General features: G+C 40.1%; 17 protein-coding genes. 9 read left to right on the top strand and 8 right to left on the bottom strand.

Features of this window, described 5'->3' with window-relative positions; all coding sequences use genetic code 11:
- Positions 1-46: 46 nt before the first annotated feature.
- The 3 genes from HS960_RS20085 to HS960_RS20075 form a co-directional block, all read right to left on the bottom strand.
- The gene (locus tag HS960_RS20085) at positions 47-877 is read right to left on the bottom strand and encodes a universal stress protein (protein WP_159730145.1); all 831 of its coding nucleotides are present in this window, start codon (positions 875-877) and stop codon (positions 47-49) included.
- A gap of 248 nt (positions 878-1,125) precedes the next feature.
- On the bottom strand, positions 1,126-3,246 hold the full coding sequence (locus HS960_RS20080) for a carboxy terminal-processing peptidase (protein ID WP_153845363.1): 2,121 nt from the start codon (positions 3,244-3,246) through the stop codon (positions 1,126-1,128).
- A 207-nt stretch (positions 3,247-3,453) separates the two neighbouring features.
- The gene (locus HS960_RS20075; RefSeq protein WP_182330522.1) at positions 3,454-4,557 is read right to left on the bottom strand and encodes a tetratricopeptide repeat protein; all 1,104 of its coding nucleotides are present in this window, start codon (positions 4,555-4,557) and stop codon (positions 3,454-3,456) included.
- A 314-nt stretch (positions 4,558-4,871) separates the two neighbouring features.
- Here HS960_RS20075 and HS960_RS20070 point away from each other — a divergent pair, with 314 nt between their 5' ends.
- Both HS960_RS20070 and HS960_RS20065 read left to right on the top strand, forming a co-directional pair.
- A complete protein-coding gene (locus tag HS960_RS20070) occupies positions 4,872-6,152 on the top strand; it encodes a replication-associated recombination protein A (protein WP_159730151.1) in 1,281 nt (426 codons plus the stop codon).
- Positions 6,153-6,342: 190 nt separating this feature from the next.
- Positions 6,343-7,842: a S41 family peptidase gene (locus tag HS960_RS20065; RefSeq protein ID WP_153845366.1), complete on the top strand. Its 1,500-nt coding sequence runs from the start codon at positions 6,343-6,345 to the stop codon at positions 7,840-7,842.
- 240 nt (positions 7,843-8,082) lie between these two features.
- Here the strand turns inward: HS960_RS20065 and HS960_RS20060 are convergent, their stop codons facing one another.
- From HS960_RS20060 to HS960_RS20040, 5 genes are all read right to left on the bottom strand, one after another.
- The gene (locus tag HS960_RS20060) at positions 8,083-8,997 is read right to left on the bottom strand and encodes a hypothetical protein (protein WP_153845367.1); all 915 of its coding nucleotides are present in this window, start codon (positions 8,995-8,997) and stop codon (positions 8,083-8,085) included.
- A 179-nt stretch (positions 8,998-9,176) separates the two neighbouring features.
- Positions 9,177-10,805 (bottom strand): ABC transporter ATP-binding protein, encoded by a 1,629-nt coding sequence (locus tag HS960_RS20055; protein WP_153845368.1) that lies wholly within the window; start codon positions 10,803-10,805, stop codon positions 9,177-9,179.
- Positions 10,802-11,071, bottom strand: a complete 270-nt coding sequence (locus tag HS960_RS20050) for a PqqD family protein (RefSeq protein WP_120335714.1) — start codon at positions 11,069-11,071, stop codon at positions 10,802-10,804. Before HS960_RS20050 ends, HS960_RS20055 begins: the two co-directional genes overlap by 4 nt.
- Positions 11,072-11,256: 185 nt before the next feature.
- On the bottom strand, positions 11,257-11,715 hold the full coding sequence (locus HS960_RS20045; protein WP_182330521.1) for a S24/S26 family peptidase: 459 nt from the start codon (positions 11,713-11,715) through the stop codon (positions 11,257-11,259).
- 3 nt (positions 11,716-11,718) lie between these two features.
- Positions 11,719-12,630: a DUF5106 domain-containing protein gene (locus HS960_RS20040; RefSeq protein WP_182330520.1), complete on the bottom strand. Its 912-nt coding sequence runs from the start codon at positions 12,628-12,630 to the stop codon at positions 11,719-11,721.
- A 365-nt stretch (positions 12,631-12,995) separates the two neighbouring features.
- Here HS960_RS20040 and HS960_RS20035 point away from each other — a divergent pair, with 365 nt between their 5' ends.
- Genes HS960_RS20035 through HS960_RS20005 form a run of 7 tightly spaced genes read left to right on the top strand, consistent with a single transcriptional unit; the run spans position 12,996 to position 22,205 of the window.
- A complete protein-coding gene (locus tag HS960_RS20035) occupies positions 12,996-15,524 on the top strand; it encodes an SLBB domain-containing protein (protein ID WP_182330519.1) in 2,529 nt (842 codons plus the stop codon).
- 10 nt (positions 15,525-15,534) lie between these two features.
- Positions 15,535-16,614, top strand: a complete 1,080-nt coding sequence (locus HS960_RS20030; protein WP_182330518.1) for a GumC domain-containing protein — start codon at positions 15,535-15,537, stop codon at positions 16,612-16,614.
- Positions 16,615-16,622: 8 nt separating this feature from the next.
- Positions 16,623-17,810, top strand: a complete 1,188-nt coding sequence (locus HS960_RS20025; RefSeq protein ID WP_182330517.1) for a UDP-N-acetylglucosamine 4,6-dehydratase — start codon at positions 16,623-16,625, stop codon at positions 17,808-17,810.
- 2 nt (positions 17,811-17,812) lie between these two features.
- Positions 17,813-18,955, top strand: a complete 1,143-nt coding sequence (locus HS960_RS20020; protein ID WP_182330516.1) for a LegC family aminotransferase — start codon at positions 17,813-17,815, stop codon at positions 18,953-18,955.
- A 44-nt stretch (positions 18,956-18,999) separates the two neighbouring features.
- Positions 19,000-20,004 (top strand): N-acetylneuraminate synthase, encoded by a 1,005-nt coding sequence (gene neuB, locus HS960_RS20015; protein WP_182330515.1) that lies wholly within the window; start codon positions 19,000-19,002, stop codon positions 20,002-20,004.
- On the top strand, positions 20,005-21,159 hold the full coding sequence (neuC, locus tag HS960_RS20010; RefSeq protein WP_182330514.1) for a UDP-N-acetylglucosamine 2-epimerase: 1,155 nt from the start codon (positions 20,005-20,007) through the stop codon (positions 21,157-21,159).
- Positions 21,156-22,205, top strand: coding sequence for a nucleotidyltransferase family protein (locus HS960_RS20005; RefSeq protein ID WP_182330513.1), 1,050 nt, complete (start codon positions 21,156-21,158; stop codon positions 22,203-22,205). The genes neuC and HS960_RS20005 overlap by 4 nt, the downstream gene beginning before the upstream one ends.
- The last annotated feature ends 2 nt before the right edge of the window (positions 22,206-22,207 follow it).

Below are 22,207 nucleotides of genomic sequence, written 5' to 3'. Positions count from 1 at the left end.
TTGGACAACGAGTCCATCGTTGTTGATATTTACAAAGCACAGATTTCTAGGATCTATCCATGGGAATAACCAGTAAGTTGGCAGCGCCATTCCAGGCTATTTTCTTAGAAATGCTTGTTTTGAATAGGCTCGCTAATAGTCCTTGCTTTTTATGGAATGAAAGTATGAGATCAATATGTTTCTCTTTGGCATATTCTTCAATACCTAGTGCAATATCATCATGGCTGATGTAGTCATAAATCGGATGATATTTGTCCAGGCGTTCATGGAGATGCTTTAATTCCTGTGCCAAATCTGCGGCTGAACCTTCTTTTTTAGCAACATTCAAAACATATAATTGTGCATTGAAAGTGTCTAAAACCTGATCTAAATTGAATAAATCCAGCTTTCTGTCTACCTCTTTCAGATCGGTTGTAGCCAACACATTTTTGGGGACTGCAGGATTTACCTTATGGGAAACGATAAGCATGGGCTTATTGCAGATGTCCATCAACGTAATAGCATTACTTCCGACCAAAATCTTAGCAAAACCTGTTTGTCCGGTGATACCCAATGCGACAAGGTCAATGTCGTGCGATTTACACATGTCATTGACTCCCAATGGCAGATCAACATCTTCCATCTGATGCGTTAGTTCCACTTGTGGAGGGAACAATAATCTAATTTGGTCAAACCATTGTGTCAGTTCTTTCTCTTTGGTCTCTTTTACCTCATCATTGACAATGACAATAGGTTCGTTATTGACAATGGTAACACTATTGTAAGTATGGTAGATAATAACCTTTTGAGTTTTCCAGGCTTCTGTGCACAGCGCAACTTGTTTTGCTGCAAGAAGAGCATTTTCTGAAAAGTCAGTTAACAGGAGGATCCGTTTCATGATGTTCTTTTTTATACGTTTAACTTCTATAACCTGGTTGGTGCATCCTGTCCTGCAAAATCTTTAGCGTATGAGCTATGGGAATCATTCGGACTTCAAGCAGTACCGGTATATTACTAAAACAATGAATGTAGCGATAAGTTACAAAGAAAACGTGAATTTAATGTTAAACTCTCCCTATTGTGATGAGTGTCATAAAAAAAGGCAACCGGGATTACGGTTGCCTTTTTTTAGAGAGAGAATACGTTCTATTTTTTTGCTTGAAAGTTGATGATATAATCGGTCATCACTTTGGCACTTTCATCTTTCACAAAGTCAAGATCGATTTTAGGTTGGGATTTACCTTCCTCCCATGCTGGTTTACCCTGTAATTTCAATAGGGCGTTGATGCGGTCTCTATTTTTCTTGAGGTTGTCATCTTTCTCTTTCTTGAATTTGTTTAGTTCCAATGGAATTTTAACATCCTCATCTTTTTGAGCTTCTTCAATATCCTCTTTTAGATACTTATATTCCAATGAGGTTTTAATGCGTGCCTCATGCATCGCTTCTAATTTTTTGTCAACAGCACTTAGATCAGCTACTTTTTTGAAGTTGCTCGATTGGATTTGATCCCAAGGGAGTGCTGATTTTTCTGAGCTCTCGCCAAATTTCTCTGCGGAGAACTGCGAAGGGAATACGATATCTGGTGTAACCCCTTTATGTTGTGTACTACTACCGTTTACACGATAGAATTTACCTAGGGTGATATTGATCTGTCCATATTGAGGAGCACCTTCTGGGGTATCTGGATCTTTTTCACCTGAGGCCTTTAACAGTAAGCGGCTTGTCGGGCTGATAACGCGTGACATGTCGATTGCCGATTGTACTGTTCCTTTACCATAACTTTGAGATCCTAAGATAATACCTCTTCCATAATCCTGGATAGCACCGGCAAAGATTTCAGAAGCCGAAGCCGAGAAGCGGTTGATCATGATGCCCAATGGACCATCCCAGGATACACCCGCGTTTTTATCTTCTTCGACATCGATGTTATTTTTGGTGTCTCTTACTTGTACAACTGGACCTTTATCGATAAATAAACCAGTTAGATCAATTGCTTCCGGTAAGGAACCGCCACCATTGAATCGCAAATCGATAACCACAGCATCTACTTTTTCCTGTTTCAAGGTGTCTAAGATTAACCTAACGTCTCTCGTTGTGCTCTTATAGTTTGGATCGCGTCTTCTGTAAGCTTCAAAATCCATGTAGAACTTCGGAATATTGATGATACCCACTTTGTACGTTTTTCCATCGGCACCTTTGACGTTCATAATCTCTTTTTTCGCAGACTCTTCTTCAACGACGATTTTCTCACGTACTAAAGATACAATGCGCGGATGAGAGTTCATTGGCTGACCAGCAGGTATAATTTTCAGGCGAACAATGGTTCCTTTTGGACCTTTGATTTTTGCTACGGCTGCATCAAGTCTCCAGCCAATAATGTCTTCGAATTCACCATCTTTTCCTTGGGCTACAGCAATGATTTTATCATTGACATGAATGCTCTTGTCTTTGAATATTGGTCCACCAGGGATAATTTCGAAGATGCTTACGGCCTCGTTGTCGACGACAAGTCGTGCTCCGATTCCTTCAAACGTATTGGCCATTCCTTCATTGAATGCCTGTGCAAAGGAAGGGTTAAAATAAGACGTATGTGGGTCAACAGCATCTGTCAATGCTTGCATGACCACTTGAAAAGCATCGTTGGCATTGGTTTTCTTTGCCTGCGAGATCAAATTGACATAGCGTTTTTTTAGTGTTTCCACCTGTTTAGTCCTCGCGCTGTCGGTCGATTTACCACTCGCGGTTTCTAAGTTGAGCAGATCGTATTTTACGCGTTTACGCCATTGGTCGTTGGCTTCATCTGCCGTTTTGAACCAGCCTAATTTTTCACGGTTAGGTTGGTAATACTCATCCTTCGTATAATCCTGTTTCTTATCGATTTCTGAAAGCGCATATTGCATTCTGTCCAGGTATCTCTTTGAATAGACATTAAAAATATGGAATGCAGCAGAAAGATCTCCATTTTTGATATCCTGCGCAAGATTGTTTCTGTACGCTTGAAATTCATCAATATCCGCTTGAAGCAAATAATTTTTTCCTTGATCCAAAGTTTTGATTAGATTATCGTATATGATACCCGATATCGAATCATTCATTTTGACCTTTTTGTAGCTCGCATTTTCCAATAATCCCGAGACTTCTTTAGCGATAATTTGATGTTGTGTGCTTGGTTTAAGCCCTCCATCATCAGGAAGCGCCACTCGTGGTTTTGAACCACAAGAAACAATGGATACAACAAAAAGTGCAAATATGAGTTTCCTAAACATATTTTCGACGGTTTTAATAATCATTCTTTTTAAAAAATATTCAGCTCCTATTGATGAGCGTGCTAAATTTAGTGAAATTCGTAGCACATTATCGCAGAATCTAAAAATTTATTTGATTTATCCTTCAATATTTACAAAAAGCTTAAAATCTCTTTGTAGACTGCTCTTTCAACAGACCAATAGAAGGGGTAGATTGTTTTAAATGTTTCAATTGTACAATTCATTTTTTAACTGTGTATAGGCTTTGTAGGTCTGATCAGCAGATGGATAATCTTTTAGCACAAGATAGACCTCGCCTAGTTTATCCAATATAGCGAGTGAGAGCTGTTTGTTATTTTCATCTGAAGCCAATTCAGCGGCCTGCACAAATTCTTTGATCGCCACCTTATAATTACCATCTTTTTGCTTGGAGGAGGCCAGCAAGTATTCGATTTCAGCGAGCTCGCTACTCAGTTTTTTTGCATTGGCCAAGTCGCGGGCTTGTAGCAGAAACCACTGAGCCTCGGTAAATTTATTTTGCTTAAAATAAATTTCAGCAAGCATTTCCCATGCAAAAATCTTCCCCTCATAGGCTTTGGCCTTATTGAGTAAAGGGATCGCACTGCGGATAATATTATTCTCGGCAGTTTTATAATTTCCCTGACCGGCTCGTGCCATAGCAATTAAAAGCCAGGCGTTGGCTTGGTCTGCATAGCTTTTGCTCTTCATGGCATAGGTATGATAATTTTGTGCGCTCTCTTCAGCACGTACAAAGTCTCCACGATACAGCTGGAAATTACTGATGTTCATATTAATTGTAGCAATATCATCCCTGTTATCGGTACGATTTGCCAAGGAAAGCGCCTGATATAAAAATTTTGAGGCATTGCTGCTATCGTTATTTTTAATTGAAAATAAGGCTGCTTCATTGGCAAGCGCATAGCCAGCAATCCAGTTTTCAGCTTTTGTTTGCGTCTCTATAGCACTATCCCAGCTATTTGCCGCAATAGGCATGGGGTTCATTAAATATTGAAAATGGCCCAAGTTATTGGTACTCCGCAGTTGCAATAATAGACGCTGGAGCAGGAGCTGCCTGGCAATTTCTTTGCTGAAAGACTTCTTGTCGGCATAATGCTCTGCTAGTATTTCATTGGCTGTTTTTGGAGGTGGTAAAAAATAGACCTCTGGACCGATACCTTTAAAGGAAGTATCGTATTGTTTTATTGCGCCAGTATAATCTTTGGCGGCATCCTGTGCGATTCCCTGACATGGTATATTCATGAATGCAGTCAAAGCGGTAAATATAGAAATCCAGTATTTTGTCATTCTCATAAAATATTACGTTATTATTAACGTCTACATAAATTTAGCTAAAGGACATATTTGAGCAATCTACTACTTAATTCGATAAACCTGTACGTTTGGTTATGCTCTGCCAAAAGCAATTTACATATATAATAGAGCAAATATGACGAAAAATTGTGTGAAAAAATGTTAAAGTAATATCGAACGGCGAATGATAACCCTCAAAACTATGTTTGTGAAAGCTTGATGCTTATCGCTTTGCAGAACTCATAATAGAAGAGTTTGGATGAATAAAGCTAAAATATTTAGTCGCTGTGCCGTTTAATTTTTAACTTTGTGTTATGGCGACACGAATTCCATTAGCAGAACGACTTAGACCGCGGCAATTGAGTGATTATGTAGGACAACAACATATTGTGGGCCCAGATGCAGTACTCTACCATGCGATCCAGCAAAAAAATATTCCATCCATGATTTTGTGGGGACCTCCCGGGGTCGGAAAAACAAGTTTGGCCTTGCTGATCGCAAGAGAGCTGGATCGGCCGTTCTTTTCATTAAGTGCAATTCAGGCAGGGGTGAAAGATATTCGTGAAGTCATCGAAAAAGCCGAACGGTTGATGAACTTCAACCAAGATCAACCCATTTTATTTATTGATGAGATTCACCGTTTTTCCAAGTCGCAGCAAGATTCACTTTTAGGGGCTGTTGAACGCGGGCTTGTGACACTGATTGGTGCAACAACAGAAAACCCATCGTTCGAGGTCATTTCCGCATTGCTCTCGCGTTGCCAAGTGTATGTATTGGAACATCTTTCGGAAGAAGATCTTATTGGATTAATTCAAAAAGCATTACATGAAGATGAATATTTACAGAAACAAGCTATTGTTGTAGAAGAATATGAGGCCTTGTTGCGGTTGTCCGGTGGCGATGCACGTAAATTGTTGAATGTTCTCGAGTTGGTTGTGAATGCTGCTGTATTGCACAAAGAGCCAATTACAAATGCTTTTGTATTGAAGCAGGTACAGCAAAATATGGCCATTTATGATAAAGCGGGTGAGCAGCATTACGATATTATTTCGGCCTTTATTAAATCAATCCGCGGGTCTGATCCGAATGCAGCAGTATATTGGCTTGCACGGATGATCGAAGGCGGGGAGGATCCATCCTTTATTGCACGGAGGTTGTTGATTTTAGCTTCTGAAGATATTGGCAATGCCAATCCGAATGCCTTGTTGTTGGCAAACAATTGTTTTCAGGCAGTCAATGTCATTGGATGGCCCGAATCACGTATCATTCTTTCGCAAACGGTTATCTATTTGGCTACTTCAGTTAAAAGCAACGCTTCCTACGAAGCAATCAATAAGGCACAGGCCTTGGTGAAACAAACAGGAGATCTGTCTGTACCGCTGCATATCCGCAATGCGCCGACCAAATTGATGAAGGACTTAAATTATGGCGCCGAATACAAATATTCACATGCCTATCCGGGAAACTTTGTCGTTCAGGAATTTCTTCCCAAAGAAATCAGTGGAGTCAAATTGTATGAGCCTGGGCAAAATTCGCAGGAGGAAAAATTGAGACAGAGTTTAAGGGACAAATGGAAAGAGAAATATAAGTATTAAATCAATATGTCTTGAAAAACTAGGCATAGAAAGTATTTTTGACTTTTGTTAAAACGATCTAATGGATTTGCTTGTTCTCATAACGTTTTTCAATAGGTAGTAAACACGCTGGCACTCTCCATAGTTAGCGTGTTTTTTTTATTGCGGATCAACTTAAATTATTTATGTTTGTTTTACAAATGTTTCAACTATGAACTTAGAGCCTTTAAAACAAACAGGACGTTTGGCCACCATAGCACTGACTGGACTTTTTGTCTTTTCCTGCAAAAAGGATAATCCTAAACCCGAGCCCGAGCCGGAACCAGTGGAGCGCACCGAAGCGCAGCTGATCAAGGATGATATCTATAAGTATTATAAGTTATATTCACTTTGGGATAAATCCATTCCTGATTATACCAGTGATCCTTCTCAATTCACGGATAAATATGGCTCAGCAGATTTGGTGCTCGATGCGCTGAAGAAGATGACGCCAGCACATACGGCTTATCCAAATGGAGTCTTTGACCGATTTTCCTATATGTTGGGGCTAGATGGTTATAATACCGGAACAACCGCTTCTGGCAGGCTTAAGATGGATACCAATGATGGGTACGGAATTTATGTTCAATTGGGGACAGAAGACGAAAAAACGGCACAGCCCATTATCTATTTTGTAGAAGGTGGCTCTCCGGCCCAAAAGGCAGGTTTCAAACGATCTGATTTTATTACGGCAGTGAATGGTGATTCCGATTACTCCATTGCTGTCACCTGTACGGCGACTGGTTGTTCGATTAATGACGCTAGTGCTCGGGACAAAATGATGAATAAATTGAATGCTGCTCTGGACGCTGGTACACTTAAACTTCAAGTGAAACATCAGGACGGGACAACAACGACCAAGGATCTTACCTATGCGAATGGCTACACCATTGACCCGATCTATAAAGATTCGATCTATACCTATAACGGAAACAATGTAGGCTATCTTGCCTTGTCGTCGTTTGAGGAAATTGAAAATAATAATGTCAATCAACAAAAGATTGATGCAGCATTTGATAAGTTCCAGGCTCAGCAGGTTAAAAGTTTAATTGTTGATTTACGCTACAATGGCGGTGGTTATGTAGACGCTTCTGCTTATGTCGCCGATAAAATTGGGGGAGCCATTACGAAAGGAAAGCTGATGCTAACCTATGAGGTGAACGATTATATTAAAGCGACGCCGAGCATCAATAAAATGTTTCAGGATACCAAGTTTGAAGGCAAGAGCAATCTGAACTTGAGTAAAGTTTATTTCCTGGTGAGTGATCGTACAGCATCGGCAGCGGAAATGTTAATTAATGTGCTCAAGCCCTATCTGCAAGTGCAGATCATAGCCTCTGGTGCGCGTACATACGGTAAACCTGTAGGCTTTTTTGAGCAGGTTGTCCAAAAGAAGGTATCTTTCTGGCCAGTTTCCTTTCTTCTGAAGAATTCTGCGAATTTTTCAGACTATTGGGATGGGTTGGTTCCAGATAAAAGCAATATAACAGATTACGTGTTTGTCGATGTAGGCGATAAGAAGGAGACCATGCTGGCGACAGCATTGAACGATGCTGCACCGGGTATTACCACCAAAGCTTCTATCAATGCAGTAAGCCGAAAGGGCTACCGCACGCTTGACCAAGGCGAGGTTAATATACGACCAGACCGTGGCATGATCAAGAAACGTTAATCAAGAAACATTGATAATAAAAAATCCCCCATCTGTCATCAAGACCTTTGGGGGATTTTTTTATAGCTTTATTCGCCTTGTGTTCGGACAGCGTTCGGGGCTGATCAATACGTGTAGAAACTTTGTGCAGATGCTGACCAGATAATTTCTGTTCGGGATCTGGTCAAGGTCTGTTGCATATCGGGTCAAAGTCTGTGCGCATCCGAAGCAGGTACGAACAAAGTACGAATCTGATCCCTTTTATTCGTTCGAAAAAAGATAAGAATGGCACAGTTCTGCCGCGGCAGCATCTGGCAAACATTTTAAGTAGCCAACGGGAACCTGAGCGATGATTTTTTCCAAAATGGTGTTCATGTTGGAAAATAATTCCTTGTTCCAACGTATGGAAGTACAGCTCGGCAATACAGCGATAAAGCCTTTAAGTCCAGTTTGCCATTCGAACTCATTCTTAGGAGCCTGTTGCAAGCGAACGAATCCTTGTAAGGGCAGTTGTTCATTTTTATAACACGGCGTCTTGCCGCTCCAAGGTGTTCCATAAATTAATACACCTTCATCGGTTATTCGAATAGCTGGATTATCGTCGTTGAGCAAAGAGGTATTTGGGATATGTTTTAACCAAAGGCGGCTATGTGTACTCTTACCGGTACCGCTCTTGCCTAAAAATGCTACACCTCTGCCGGCGTGGTTTGCAACAGAAGCATGGATCATGATGGTGTTATGCAGCAGGCTGGCTTGCCCAAAGATCATCATCGCCATCCAGGTAATAACGCCACCCTGTTCATCCGCTGTGCTTGCAGGGACATAAAGTAAAGAACGTTCAAAGTTGCGGTCACTTTGGAGGTACCAGATCCCATTGCCCTGTTCGTTGCTGATTGTTGTGATGAAAGTATCCTCTTTTTCATAAAAACGAAATCGATCTCCCCATGCAATGGACTCGTCTGTCCGAAGTATACCCATATCCTCAGGTATCGGTGCTTTTGCTACACTGACAGTGATACTAATGTCTGTTTTGTCGGTGGGGTCTAGCCATTGGAAGTCGCGAAACGAAGGAAGAAGCTGGGCTAGCGGATAATCTGCAGGATGATTAAACTCCAGTATTAATTCCGCGATGCGGTAGCGTGTCTGGGATAATTCGGATGATGTCGTCAAATTCATGTTTAAATAATTATTTCGTGGGCTCGCCCGATTTGTCTTTTAAAAACTTGTTAGAAATTCAGACTTAAGTATCTGCCGGTCATTTCTTTTTATTTCATAGCTGTTGTCAGCTACTTCTTTTCATTTGGCTATTGTGCCGATATGCGTCTTATTGATCCACTATGTTGCTCGAATTAGGATTAGTCGAGATAAATACGTTGCTGGCATTTTTCGGCCAGGTGGAGGTCATGTGTTACAAACAAGCAGATTTTGTGCTTTCCATGTTCCAATAGTCGATGAATTAACGTATCCGATGTCGTCTTATCCAATGCGGAAGTAACCTCATCGAAGAGCCATATATCACCGTCGTGCATGAGTGCGCGGGCAATAGCAACGCGTTGTGCCTGCCCTTCTGATAGGCCAATGCCAGATTCACCGACGACCGTATCAATTCCGTCGGGTAGGTCAAATACAAATTCCGCACAAGCAAGCCAAAGTGCTTTTTGCATATCCATTGCCCCTTCTTCTTTGACATGAAGGAGTAAATTCTCACGAATGGTACCGCTGAATAGTGAATTTCCCTGCGGAATATAAGCGAGGTTGATCCGATGGCTGGCCGTTAACTCTCTTTCACCATCCTTATCTAAAAGCCTAATTTGTCCTTTTTCAGCTTTTAGCAATGCCAGCAGTAAGCGGATCAATGTTGTCTTTCCTTTTCCACTCGGTCCGATGATAGCGGTGGGCTCACCCACCTTTAAGGAAAGATTTAAATTTTGTAACACCCATTTATCTTCATAACGGAAGGAGAGGTCGCTGATCCGAAGCTCCTGTGTCTCATGGAGACGCTGTTGTGTTACCTGTGGTTCGATTTCTCCAGCTTGCAATTCCAATAGGCGATCTGCAGATACCCGGAAGCGTACAAAGCCTGGGATATAAGCAATCAGTGCGAGGATTGGCGATTGAATCCGTGCTACCAATTGTAGAAAAGCGGTCATTGTTCCGAATGAAATCTGCCCCGCCTGTAATCGATAGATCCCCCAGATAAAAGCGATTAAATAACCGGCATTCATGGCTACTTTCATGGCTCCCTGAGTGTATGTGGAGAAGTTGAGCTGGCGTATTTTCAACAATAATAATTGATGCTGGCTCGCTAGGAGTTTCTCTCTTCTTTTAGGGAAGATTCCCATCGCCCGAATGAGGAGTCGAAAACGAAGATTTTCCTGCAGCACCTTTGAAAAGTTGCTTTCCTCCTCCTTGACTTCCTTGCTAAGCTTACGCATCTTGCGGAAATACAATTTTGAAAACACAAAAAGTGGGGATATAGCCAGGATCATCAGCGCCAGCATCGGGTCCATATACCAAAGAAAACCGACAGACGCCAATAATTGGATCGTGGTTAATATAAAAGACAAGAATGTATTGGCGATGGTATTGGCGACTTCCTCACAGTCCGTCTGGATGCGGATCTGAATATCGCCTGTATGCCAGTTTTTGACTAATTGCCATATGGAGAGCATTTGCGCGTCGAGCATCGTTCGTTGGAGCTGGAGCGTAAGCATCAATTTGATCTGCTCCATCATGCGACCCGAATACCCCTTGATGCCTACATTTAAGGCAATACTTCCCACGATGCCAATAAGTAGCCATTTCAGTGGTAAATCCCCATGAGATGTGGCCGTGTCGACAGCCTTTTTGGATAAAAACACAAAAGCGAGGGAAAGGCCAATGCATATCAGTTCCAGTATGAAATAAAGGAACAGTTTGCTTCGGTATCCCTGGGTGATTGACCAAGCCCAGCGCAGGTGTTGCTTCAGGCTATTGTTATTCATTTTTCCAATAATCCCTGTTTTTGGAAGTCTTGAAGGAGAATTTCTGCATCGGATTTTGCCTGTTCGATGTCCACGTCATAATTTTCACAAAGTAAATCAACGATGGTGTCAATTGTGAATTCTTTTCCTTTGAGTTGTTCCCACAACCATGCTGCAGAGCTGTTTAGCGTATAAACTGTTGATAGGTCAACCATATCTTGGCTAGGATCCACAATCAAATGATCTGAACCAATTGTTCTCAAAACTAAATCCGATCTTAATTTCATATGTAAATAATGTGTTTTTTATTGACATTAGGAGTATCAAGGTAATAGCGGATTTATTCAAACCCTAAAGATGGATGCTCCATATGTAATTGTGTACATAAAGTAAAGCATATTCTTTCAAATATATAAATGAATTCCTATGCTTTTTTTGATTTTTTTAAGCCAAAGTTAATGATTTTTTTGTCTCAGCGTTTCAATTTTGCGACAATGCGGCGAATCAGACGGAGATGGTACCAGCCTAAACCCCGTAATCTTGCCCAGTTGCGGTTGATGTCGACGGCCTCTCTTCCGGTTTGCGGATAGTGCATATAAGCAATAGCCATGATGTCTGTTGCTCTTACATATTCGCGGAGCACAAGATTGCCATCTCCCGCTAATACATATTGGTTCTTTTTCTTGCCTACATACCGATGGAAGACAAACTTATCGTTGTCCTTGGCGAGTATATTACAGCCCAAAACTAAGGGTTCTCCCTGATATGCTCGCAGGAGCACAGTATCTCCATCCTTGATAAAAGGAAGCATACTGTTTCCTTTGATTCTGATGCGGACTTCCTTGCCTTCATTAAGGATGCGTTGTACCTCGGCAAAATAGTCTTCGTTTGAAATAACCCGTGTTTTGCTGTCGTTTGTATTTTCAGACATCAGTTAGGGATTGGTTTTAACAAAATACGCAATGACTTGCTGTAAATAGGTGTCTTTTAATAATACCTTTTTGTTTTCATCCAAAAGATAAATCGTTGGCGAAGCTTTCAGATCGTATAAGTTGAAAGACAATATTTTGCTTTCGCCATCAAAACCGTTGATCCATTGGTCCGCCAATTCAGATTGATAGTTTTTCCACTTTGTGCGATCTCCCCATGGATCGATCGCGAGTACCTGTACTTGTAGTTGGGAAAAGAGCTGTACCAACTGAGGAGTATCGCGGAGCTGATGAATAGTTTCTTTGCAATGCGAGCAATCCGGATCGTAAAAGATCAAGAAGGTATATTTTGATTTTGTATCCGATAACTTTTGCTTTTTGCCATTCGCTAGTTCATAAGTAAAGTCTTCGGCAGTTTTTCCCTCTTTATTTCGAAGTACCAATTTATAAGTTGGTCTGTAGGCTTCTTTTTCAAGGTCTGAAAGCAAATCTGTTTTGATTAGGTAGCGCAAAACCGATTCGTACACAATATCATTGCGCATGGGCGAATTGCCGTCGTATAGATAATGTTCATATTGTTTGATGAAATAATCAAAGCTTGGCCGATTGGCTTTTGCTTGGTCGAGCATCAGATCTACAGCTTTGTCTCTTGTTGCAGAATCTGGCGTCTGTGCCAATAGTTGAATGAAATCAGCAAGTTGTTGTTCTCCCTTCTCAGGTTTTTTTACTTGTGCAGTATCCTGCATGTCAAATTTATCCCAGAAATGGAATAAAGTGCTATCAGCAGCGCTTAAAGGTTTTTTGCTTTGTTGTGCAGTGTCGTTTTTTTGTTTTCCTTTTGTATTGTCCTTACAGGAGTAACCGAATAGGATTACTACACATATGGGTAGCCAAAAGTTAAAGATTGGACTTTTCATTTAATTTATGCTTAACTTTACGAAGTTAATAAAACTTTCAGGATTCTACTTGAACGAATGTAATCCTATGCTGTAAGATTTTATTGACCGTAAGAGTATAATGAGGAATAATCTCCTATTACCCTCAAATTGACTCAGAATAGCATGTTGGGGATAGAGAGGGTAGTAAGTATTTAATATATATCTAATTTAAAGTTACTAAGTAGCGAATGCTGTTATAACTACGTTATGAAAATTTGATAAATCCTTCAACCAACTAGGTTAAATCAGGTGTAAAGTAGGAAAGGAGACATCCATTGAGTAAATTTTTAAACCATTTAATTAAATAGTTTTACTAATTTTGCGGCAAAATGCCGACGTATCGAATGAAAAGAATAATATTATGGTTATGTATAGCAGGATTTGTGGGCACAGTACATGCACAAACCAACCCTGCGAATATAAAAGTTGATAATCTTAGTGATGCTCAGATCGAGCAATATGTGAAACAGGCAGCATTAATGGGCTACGATGAAAGCCAGCTGGATGGTTTTGCCCGAGCACAGGGTGTGTCTGCTGTTGAGGTTCAGAAGCTCAAAGAACGTTTGGCTACAATTAAACGAAAAAAACAGCAGCCGGATCAGTTGAAGGGATCATCAAGCCAATCTCGCAATAGTCGGAGCAATGGCCGTCAGGTTGGAGGAGCATCAAATGCCGATTCATTGCAAACTAAACAATTAAATAAAAGGGACTCCGTTGAAAATGAGGACGGGAAGCTCAAGATTTTTGGCTCTGACCTCTTTAAGAATAACGCCATTACCTTTGAGCCTAACTTACGTATGGCTACACCAAGTTCCTATATTATTGGGCCAGATGATGAGATCTTGTTGGATATTACAGGGGATAACGAAGCGTCCTATCAGCTTCCGGTAAGTCCAGATGGAACCATCAAGGTGGAATATGTTGGACAGATCAATGTGGCAGGTTTATCCATAGCAGCGGCGAAAAGTAAGATCGAGCAACGTTTAAGTAGCACTTATCCAGCTTTACGTTCAGGAAGAACTCAAGTGAGCGTCAACATCGGTAATATTCGTACAATTCGTGTTACCTTGACGGGGGCTGTTACTAAGCCGGGAACCTATAGCTTACCTTCATTGGCAACGGTATTTAATGCACTATATGCCTCAGGGGGACCTAATAAAAACGGGACTTATCGTAAAATTCAGGTAATCCGCGGCAATCGGGTTGTAAGCACAATCGATGTCTATGATTTCTTGGCTAACGGCATACAACAGGGAAATATCCGTTTGCAGGATCAGGATATTATTCATATACCCGTTTATGGAGCCAGGGTACAGTTTGAAGGCGAAGTAAAACGTCCGGCAATATTTGAAACGGTACCGGGAGAGTCGCTATCAGATATCTTGCGTTATGCTGGTGACTTTACCGAAAATGCCTATAGTGCCAAAGTTAAAGTCCTTCAAACAACAGGGCGGGAGCGTAGTGTACAAGATATCTACGCGGATCAGTTTGCAAACTATACACCCAAAGGTGGAGATCAGTATATTGTAGAACCTATATTGGAACGTTTCGCCAACCGTGTCAGTGTTTTAGGCGCGGTGTTTCGTCCGGGTATTTTTGGTTTGGAACCAGGGATGACGTTAAAACAGGTATTGGAAATGGCTGATGGCGTACGCGAAGACGCCTTTTTGGAACGCGGTATGATCAATCGCCTGAAAGCCGATAATACTTCGGAGTTGATCAATTTCAATGTAAGAGACATATTAGCTGGAACTGCAGCAGATATTCCATTGAAAAGAGAAGATAAGATTGAAATCTCTTCCATTTTTGATTTAAGGGACGAATATAAATTCACTGTGCAAGGAGAGGTGCGTTTTCCTGGAGATTTCCCATTTGCGAGCAATGCTACATTGGGGGATGTCATCCAAAAAGCGGGCGGATTTACCGAAGCGGCTAAAAACGCACGGGTTGAAATTGCTCGACGCATACAAAACTTAGATGTGACGGACCATCGCTCTTCGAAAACTATTTTAGTGGATATTAAAGAGGGTGTGCTCACAGATCCTAATATGACGCTGCAACCTTATGATGTTATCTCTATTTTGGGCGATGCTGGTTTCCGTACCCAACGTCAGGTGAAAATCGAAGGCGAAGTGCTTTATCCGGGCTTTTATACTATTGCACGTGAAGACGAACGTATTTCGGACATCATTAAACGTGCAGGCGGACTTACTCCCTATGCTTATACGGAGGGCGCTTCCCTGAAACGTACGGGGATGTCTAAATTGAAAGCGGAGGAGAAAAAGGAAAAGGAGCGTTTGAAAAAAGAATTGGAAAAGGATAGGTTAGATGAAGATGGTAACCCAAAAGATTCTAGCTTAGATCAAGATTCAGAAAAGAATAATGATGGTTCCAAAGCAAAAAGTGCAGCTTTGGCAAAAGTGTCGCAACAAGGGATATCTGCTTCTGATATCGAGCCAAGTGACCTTGTTGGAATTGAATTGAATAAGATTTTAGAAAAGCCATATGAAAAAGGAGACCTTCTTGTTTTAGACGGGGATATTATCACCGTGCCAAAAGAACTGGAGACCGTAAAAGTTGTGGGCGAGGTATTGAATCCAAACAACGTCGTCTATGTTAAAGGTAAGAATTTGAAATATTATGTCAACCAAGCTGGTGGTTTTACAGATAATGCCTTGAAAAAACGTGTGTTTGTTCAATATGCAAATGGCGCTGTAAAAGGCAAAGACGGCGGATATCCTGAAGTGAAGCCCGGAGCTGAGATTGTGGTGCCTAAGCGTGCACCGAGGGAGAAATTGAGTTCGCAAGCATGGATCGGCATAGGAACTGGTATTGCTTCAACATTGGCTATTATTATTAGTTTGTTCAAATAAGTTAACGATAATGGCAACAGAGGCAAATAAAAATGAGAAAGCACTTGGCGTAAAAGAAGTTATATTAGCTCTCCAAGACTGGGTAAAGTATTTTATTTCTAAATGGTATATATTATTGATTGCTGGTTTTGTTGGAGCAGGAGCGGGGATTCTATATGCTAAATTTACCAAGCCTGTATTTACTGCAACGACTACTTTCGTTTTAGAATCCGGTGAAAAAGCTGCTGGCGGCCTAGGGCAATATGCAGGAGTTGCAGCTATGGTGGGCATCGATTTAGGCGGAGGTAGTGGAGGGATATTTCAGGGTGATAACCTTCTTGAGCTCTATAAATCCCGTAAGATGCTGGAAGCGGCATTACTCACACCCTTAAAGAGCGATAGTTCCAAACTTTTGATTGATCGTTATTTAGATGTAAGTGAGATGAAAAAGGATTGGAAATCTAAAAAGCCTGTCTTGATGGAAATTGACTTTCGAAAAAATAATCAGGCAGGTTTACAAAGAGATAGAGATAGTATTCTACAGAAAATAATTAAGGACATCAATAAAGGAAGCTTATCAGTAGCCAAACCGAGCTCAAAATTATCGATAATAAAAGTTGATGTTAAATCCGAAGATGAGATCTTTGCAAAGGAATTTAATGAGGCCCTTGTAAACGAAGTAAACGCATTCTATTTAGCAACTAAGACAAAAAAATCATTAAATAATATTGAAATATTGCAGCATAAAACAGATTCGGTAAGGGCTGTCATGTACGGCAGCATCAGTACAGCTGCTGCTGTAATAGATGCTACTCCAAATTTAAACCCCACGAGGCAGGTTCAGCGTATCGTCCCTTCCCAGAGGTCACAGTTTTCTGCGGAAACCAATAAGGCTATTTTAGGTCAATTGGTGCAAAATCTTGAAATGTCAAAAATGGCGCTAATGAAGGAGGCTCCTTTAATACAGACTGTGGATACCCCCATCTATCCGTTGGAGAAGAAAAAAGTAGGTCTTATTAAAGCGCCTGTAATTGGAGCATTTTTATTTGGGTTGCTCGCCATAATTTGGGTTACAATAAAGAGATTGTTTACAAGTGTAATTGCGAATTAAAAATCAAGATGAATATATTAAAACTTATAGGAAGAAGTCAAGAACTATTTGAGCAGGATATTAATACCTATGAATCGAGACTAACGGAGATTGTTTCTCAATCTCGATTCCTTGTGATTGGTGGAGCTGGATCCATAGGTCAAGCTACTGTAAAAGAGATTTTTAAGCGAAACCCAATAAAGCTGCATGTTGTTGATATCAGTGAAAACAACATGGTTGAGCTGGTCCGTGATATTAGAAGCTCCTTTGGTTATATAGATGGTGATTTTCAGACATTTGCACTTGATATAGGCTCTATAGAATACGATGCTTTTTGGGAAGCAGACGGTGCATATGATTATGTATTAAATCTTTCTGCGCTGAAACACGTTCGTAGTGAGAAAGACCCCTATACATTGATGCGTATGATTGATGTAAATATATTCAATACAGATAAAACACTAGCTCAAGCAGCCGGAAAAGGTGTTAAAAAATATTTTTGTGTATCAACAGATAAAGCTGCTAATCCTGTAAATATGATGGGAGCGTCGAAGCGAATAATGGAAATGTTTTTGATGCGGAGAAGTGAAGATATTGTGATATCGACAGCAAGATTTGCGAATGTCGCTTTTTCAGATGGATCGCTGTTACATGGTTTTAATAAAAGAATTGAAAAGAGGCAACCAATTGTCGCGCCAAATGATATCAAAAGATATTTTGTTATTCCAAAGGAGTCTGGAGAGCTTTGCCTGATGTCTTGTATTTTTGGTGAAAATAGAGATATTTTTTTTCCAAAATTAAATGAGGGCCTGCACTTAGTCACTTTTGCTGATATTGCTATTCAGTATTTGCAGGAAAAAGGCTATGAACCTCATTATTGTAGTAATGAAGATGAGGCAAGGAGCTTAATGGATACATTGCCGCAGTTAGGGAAATGGCCGTGTCTTTTTACGGTTAGCGATACTACAGGTGAAAAGGATTTCGAGGAATTTTTTACAGATAAGGAAACATTGGATATGGAACGTTTCGAGAATCTGGGGATCATAAAAAACGAATTGAATGTCGAGGCCATCAAGCTGAAAGATTTTGAAGAAGCTATTTCAAAGATGAAAGGTAATCGCAAGTGGACAAAACAAGAGATTGTAGATTTATTTTTTTATATGCTTCCAGATTTTGGACACAAAGAAACGGGGCGGTACTTAGATGCTAAAATGTAGAGATGGAAAATATAAATCAGTTTGTTTCTTTTGTACAGGAACAATATAGGACCGATAAGTTTATTCCTTTACATGAACCTAGATTTCGAGGTAATGAAAAAGAATATTTAATAAATACAATAGATTCAACATTTGTATCTTCTGTAGGAGCTTATGTGGATCAATTTGAAGGTGAGATGGAACAATTTACGGGAGCGACAAAAGCTGTTGCTGTTGTAAATGGAACCGCATCTTTACAGGTCGCGTTACGATTGGTAGGCGTTTCCAAAGGAGACGAAGTTATTACGCAAGCGCTTTCCTTTATTGCAACAGCCAACGCGATCTCCTATAACAATGCAGTTCCCGTATTTTTGGATGTTGATCTCGATACGATGGGCCTGTCGCCAGAAGCTGTTAGAAATTTCTTGGAAAATTATGGCGAGTTAAGAGAAAACGCTTGTTATAATAAAATTACCGGAAATAAGATTTCAGCATGTGTACCTATGCACACTTTTGGTTTTCCTGTCCATTTGGATGAGCTGATTGGCGTTTGCTCCGCATGGAAGATTCCAGTGGTCGAAGATGCTGCTGAGTCGCTGGGAAGCTATTATAAAGGAAAGCATACAGGGACTATTGGTCAAGTCGGCTGTTTTTCCTTTAACGGGAATAAAACAATTACCTGTGGCGGCGGCGGTGCGCTAGTCACAAATGATCTTGCAATAGGGACGAAAGCCAAATATCTTACAACAACAGCTAAAAGACCTCACCCCTACGAGTTTTTTCACGATGAAATAGGCTATAATTATAGGATGCCTAATTTAAATGCAGCCTTAGCCTGTGCTCAAATGGAAATGCTAGAATCCTTTTTGGCTGATAAGCGAAAATTAGCGGGAGAATATGCCGACTTTTTCAGATCTGTTGGGGTTAATTTCAGAACTGAAACAACAGAAACTAAGGCAAATTATTGGTTGATGTGTGTGGAACTGGAAGATAAATCACAACGGGATCGCTTTTTGAGTGAAACAAACGAAAAGGGTATCATGACGCGTCCAATATGGGCGCTGACCTATCGCTTGCCTATGTATCAGCATTGCTACCGGGATGAGCAGGTAAATGCGGAATTTTTGGAGCAGCGTATCGTTAATATTCCAAGTAGTGTACGATAAATAGTATTTATTATAGAAGGGATGGCCTTCTAAAAAATGATGTAATGAAAAAAACATTGATTATTGCAGAAGCGGGCGTAAATCATAACGGCGATATAAATAATGCGATTAGGCTTATTGATGCTGCTGTTGGTGCTGGAGTAGATTATATTAAATTTCAGACTTTCAAAGCAGAGAAACTGGTGTCTAAAAATGCAAAAAAAGCTGAATATCAGATTCAAAATATGGGCGGTGAGGAGGATTCGCAATATGCAATGCTGAAAAAATTAGAACTTTCTCTTCAAGATCACGAAACGCTAATCAATTATTGCAAAAGTAAGGGAATACAATTTTTCTCTACCGCATTTGATTTGGATTCATTACAATATTTGAAAGATATTGGGTTAGAGTTGGTTAAAATTCCTTCTGGGGAAATAACAAACCTACCTTATTTAAGAAAAGCAGCAAAGTTGTTTTCGAAAGTAATATTATCCACTGGAATGTCGACAATGGATGACATCTCATCCGCAGTGGATGTATTCCAGACTGAAGGAATTTTCGATATTACAATTTTACATTGTAATACAGAGTATCCGACACCTTTGGAAGATGTCAATTTAAAAGCTATGCTAGCTATTAAGGAACAATTTCAAACAGAAGTTGGCTATTCGGATCATACTTTAGGAATAGAAGTTCCAATTGCAGCGGTCGCTTTAGGGGCCTCTGTTATCGAGAAGCATTTTACATTGGATAAAACTATGCCGGGTCCAGATCATGCGGCATCTCTGGAGCCTGTTGAGTTAGTTAATATGGTTGCTGCAATACGGAATATTGAGTTAGCGATGAAAGGAGATGGGCTAAAGACGCCTTCCCAATCTGAATTAAAAAATATCGCAGTAGCACGCAAAAGTATTGTTGCTGCAAGGAGTATCAAGAGAGGGGAATTGTTATCGGAGGATAACTTAACGGTCAAAAGACCTGGAACTGGAATTTCTCCGATGCATTGGGATGAAATTATAGGTAAAATTGCCAATCGAAATTTTGATGAAGATGATTTAATCGAGGTTTAGATGAAGAAAATTTGTGTTGTTACTGCTACGCGAGCTGAGTACGGTCTTTTAAGACCATTGATGGATTTAATTCAACATTCCGATAGGATGTTGTTGCAAATTATTGCGACTGGTACTCACTTATCTGCTGAGTTCGGACTTACCTATAAGCAAATTGAGGCCGATGGTTTTTTGATTGATGAGAAACTGGAGATTTTATTGTCTTCAGACACTTCTACAGGTATTGTAAAAACAATGGGCTTGGCTTTGCATGGAATGGCAGAGATCTTGCCGAGGCTCAAACCTGATATATTGGTACTTTTGGGTGATCGTTATGAAATGTTGGCTATTGCCTCTGCTGCTACTATGTTTAAAATTCCTATAGTTCATATTCATGGAGGAGAAATTACCGAAGGCGCTTATGATGATGCCATCAGACATGCCCTAACCAAGCTCAGCCATTTACATTTCACGTCAACACGAGAATACAGAAATCGCGTGATCCAGATGGGGGAAAATCCTGAAACCGTATTCAACGTCGGGGCAATTGGATTGGATAATATTAAAAATTTAAATCTATTAACCCGGAGAGAGTTAGAAAGCGAATTAAATATCACATTTAGGCGATACAATTATCAAATAACATTTCATCCAGAAACACTCGGGCAATTAAGTTCTGCGGAACAGTTTCAGATCTTACTAAAGGCAATAGATCAACAGGAAGATAGTTTTTTTGTTTTTACTAAAGCCAATGCTGATACGGATGGAAGAGTAATAAATCAAATGATTGATAAATATGTTGCTGATAATCCAGGTAAAGCGGCAGCTTATGCTTCATTAGGCACGCTGCGGTTTCTATCGCTAGTCAAGGTTTGTACTGCTATAGTAGGAAATAGTTCTAGTGGTATTCTGGAAGCACCTTCTTTAAAAACCCCTACAATAAATATTGGCGACAGACAACGTGGACGTTTACAAGCGGCAAGTGTAGTAAATGTATCTTGTGAAGAAAACGAAATATTGAATGCTTTTGAAGTCATCAAGACTTACAGTTTCCAAGAGAGTTTAAATAATATAGTCTCTCCGTATGAAAATGGAGGTGCTGCACAACAGATTCTGGCTGTTATAGAGTCCCGTCTTGATCTGAAAGCCGTTAAAAAATTTCACAATTTAATATGAATATCGTAGAGAAACATACCATTCACCAAGATTTGTCCATCAGAGATGCCTTGATTAAGTTGGATCTTATTTCACCCTCATCGATTTTATTTGTTGTGGATGAAAAAAACTTATTGCTTGGATCTTTAACTGATGGAGACCTGCGTCGTGGGTTTATCAGGGGTTTGGACTTTGAAAATAATTTATTGGATTTTGTACAACCCAATCCAGTTTTTATCCGTGAGCGAGAATACGATCTCAATAAGCTGGAGCAGTTTCGGAAAGATCATTTAAAGATTATACCAATTGTTAATGGTGAAAAGCAGGTTATCGATATACTCGATTTTAGCCAGCGTAGGACCCTTATTCCTGCTGATGCGGTATTAATGGCTGGAGGGGAAGGAAAGCGCTTACGTCCATTGACTGAAAAGACACCGAAACCATTACTGCTTGTCGGTGAAAAGCCGATTATTGAATATAATATTGATAGGCTAAAAGAGGTTGGTGTCCATACCATTAATATCAGTATAAATTATTTAGGAGATCAACTCGAGCAATATTTTGGCGATGGTAGCCAAAAAGATATTCGAATCAATTATGTACGGGAGACCAAGCCTCTAGGGACTATAGGCTCGGTTCTACTTGTTGAAGATTTTGACCATGAGGATATAATTATCATGAACTCTGATCTATTGACAAATATTGATTTTAATGATTTTTTCAAAACATATCAAGAAGCTAAAGCGGACATGATCGTCGCCACAACGTCCTATCATGTAGATGTGCCTTATGCCGTGTTGGAAGTAAGTGAAAATAATGCAGTCAAATCATTAAAGGAGAAACCTAGATATACTTATTATTCTAATGCAGGTATTTATATTTTAAAGAAAAATTTGCTTTCTATGATCCCGCAGGATAAATTTTTCGATATCACTGATTTAATGGATCGTATTATCGAAATGGACCTAAAATTGGTGACTTACCCGATCAATGGTTACTGGTTGGATATTGGGAAACATGAAGATTTTAAAAAGGCTCAGGAGGATATTAAACATATTAAATTTTGAAA

This window comes from Sphingobacterium paramultivorum (assembly GCF_014109745.1).
GTDB classification, from domain to species: Bacteria; Bacteroidota; Bacteroidia; order Sphingobacteriales; family Sphingobacteriaceae; genus Sphingobacterium; species Sphingobacterium paramultivorum.
Note: the sequence above shows the minus strand (reverse complement) of the source record. Positions and strands in the feature narration are given on the sequence as shown.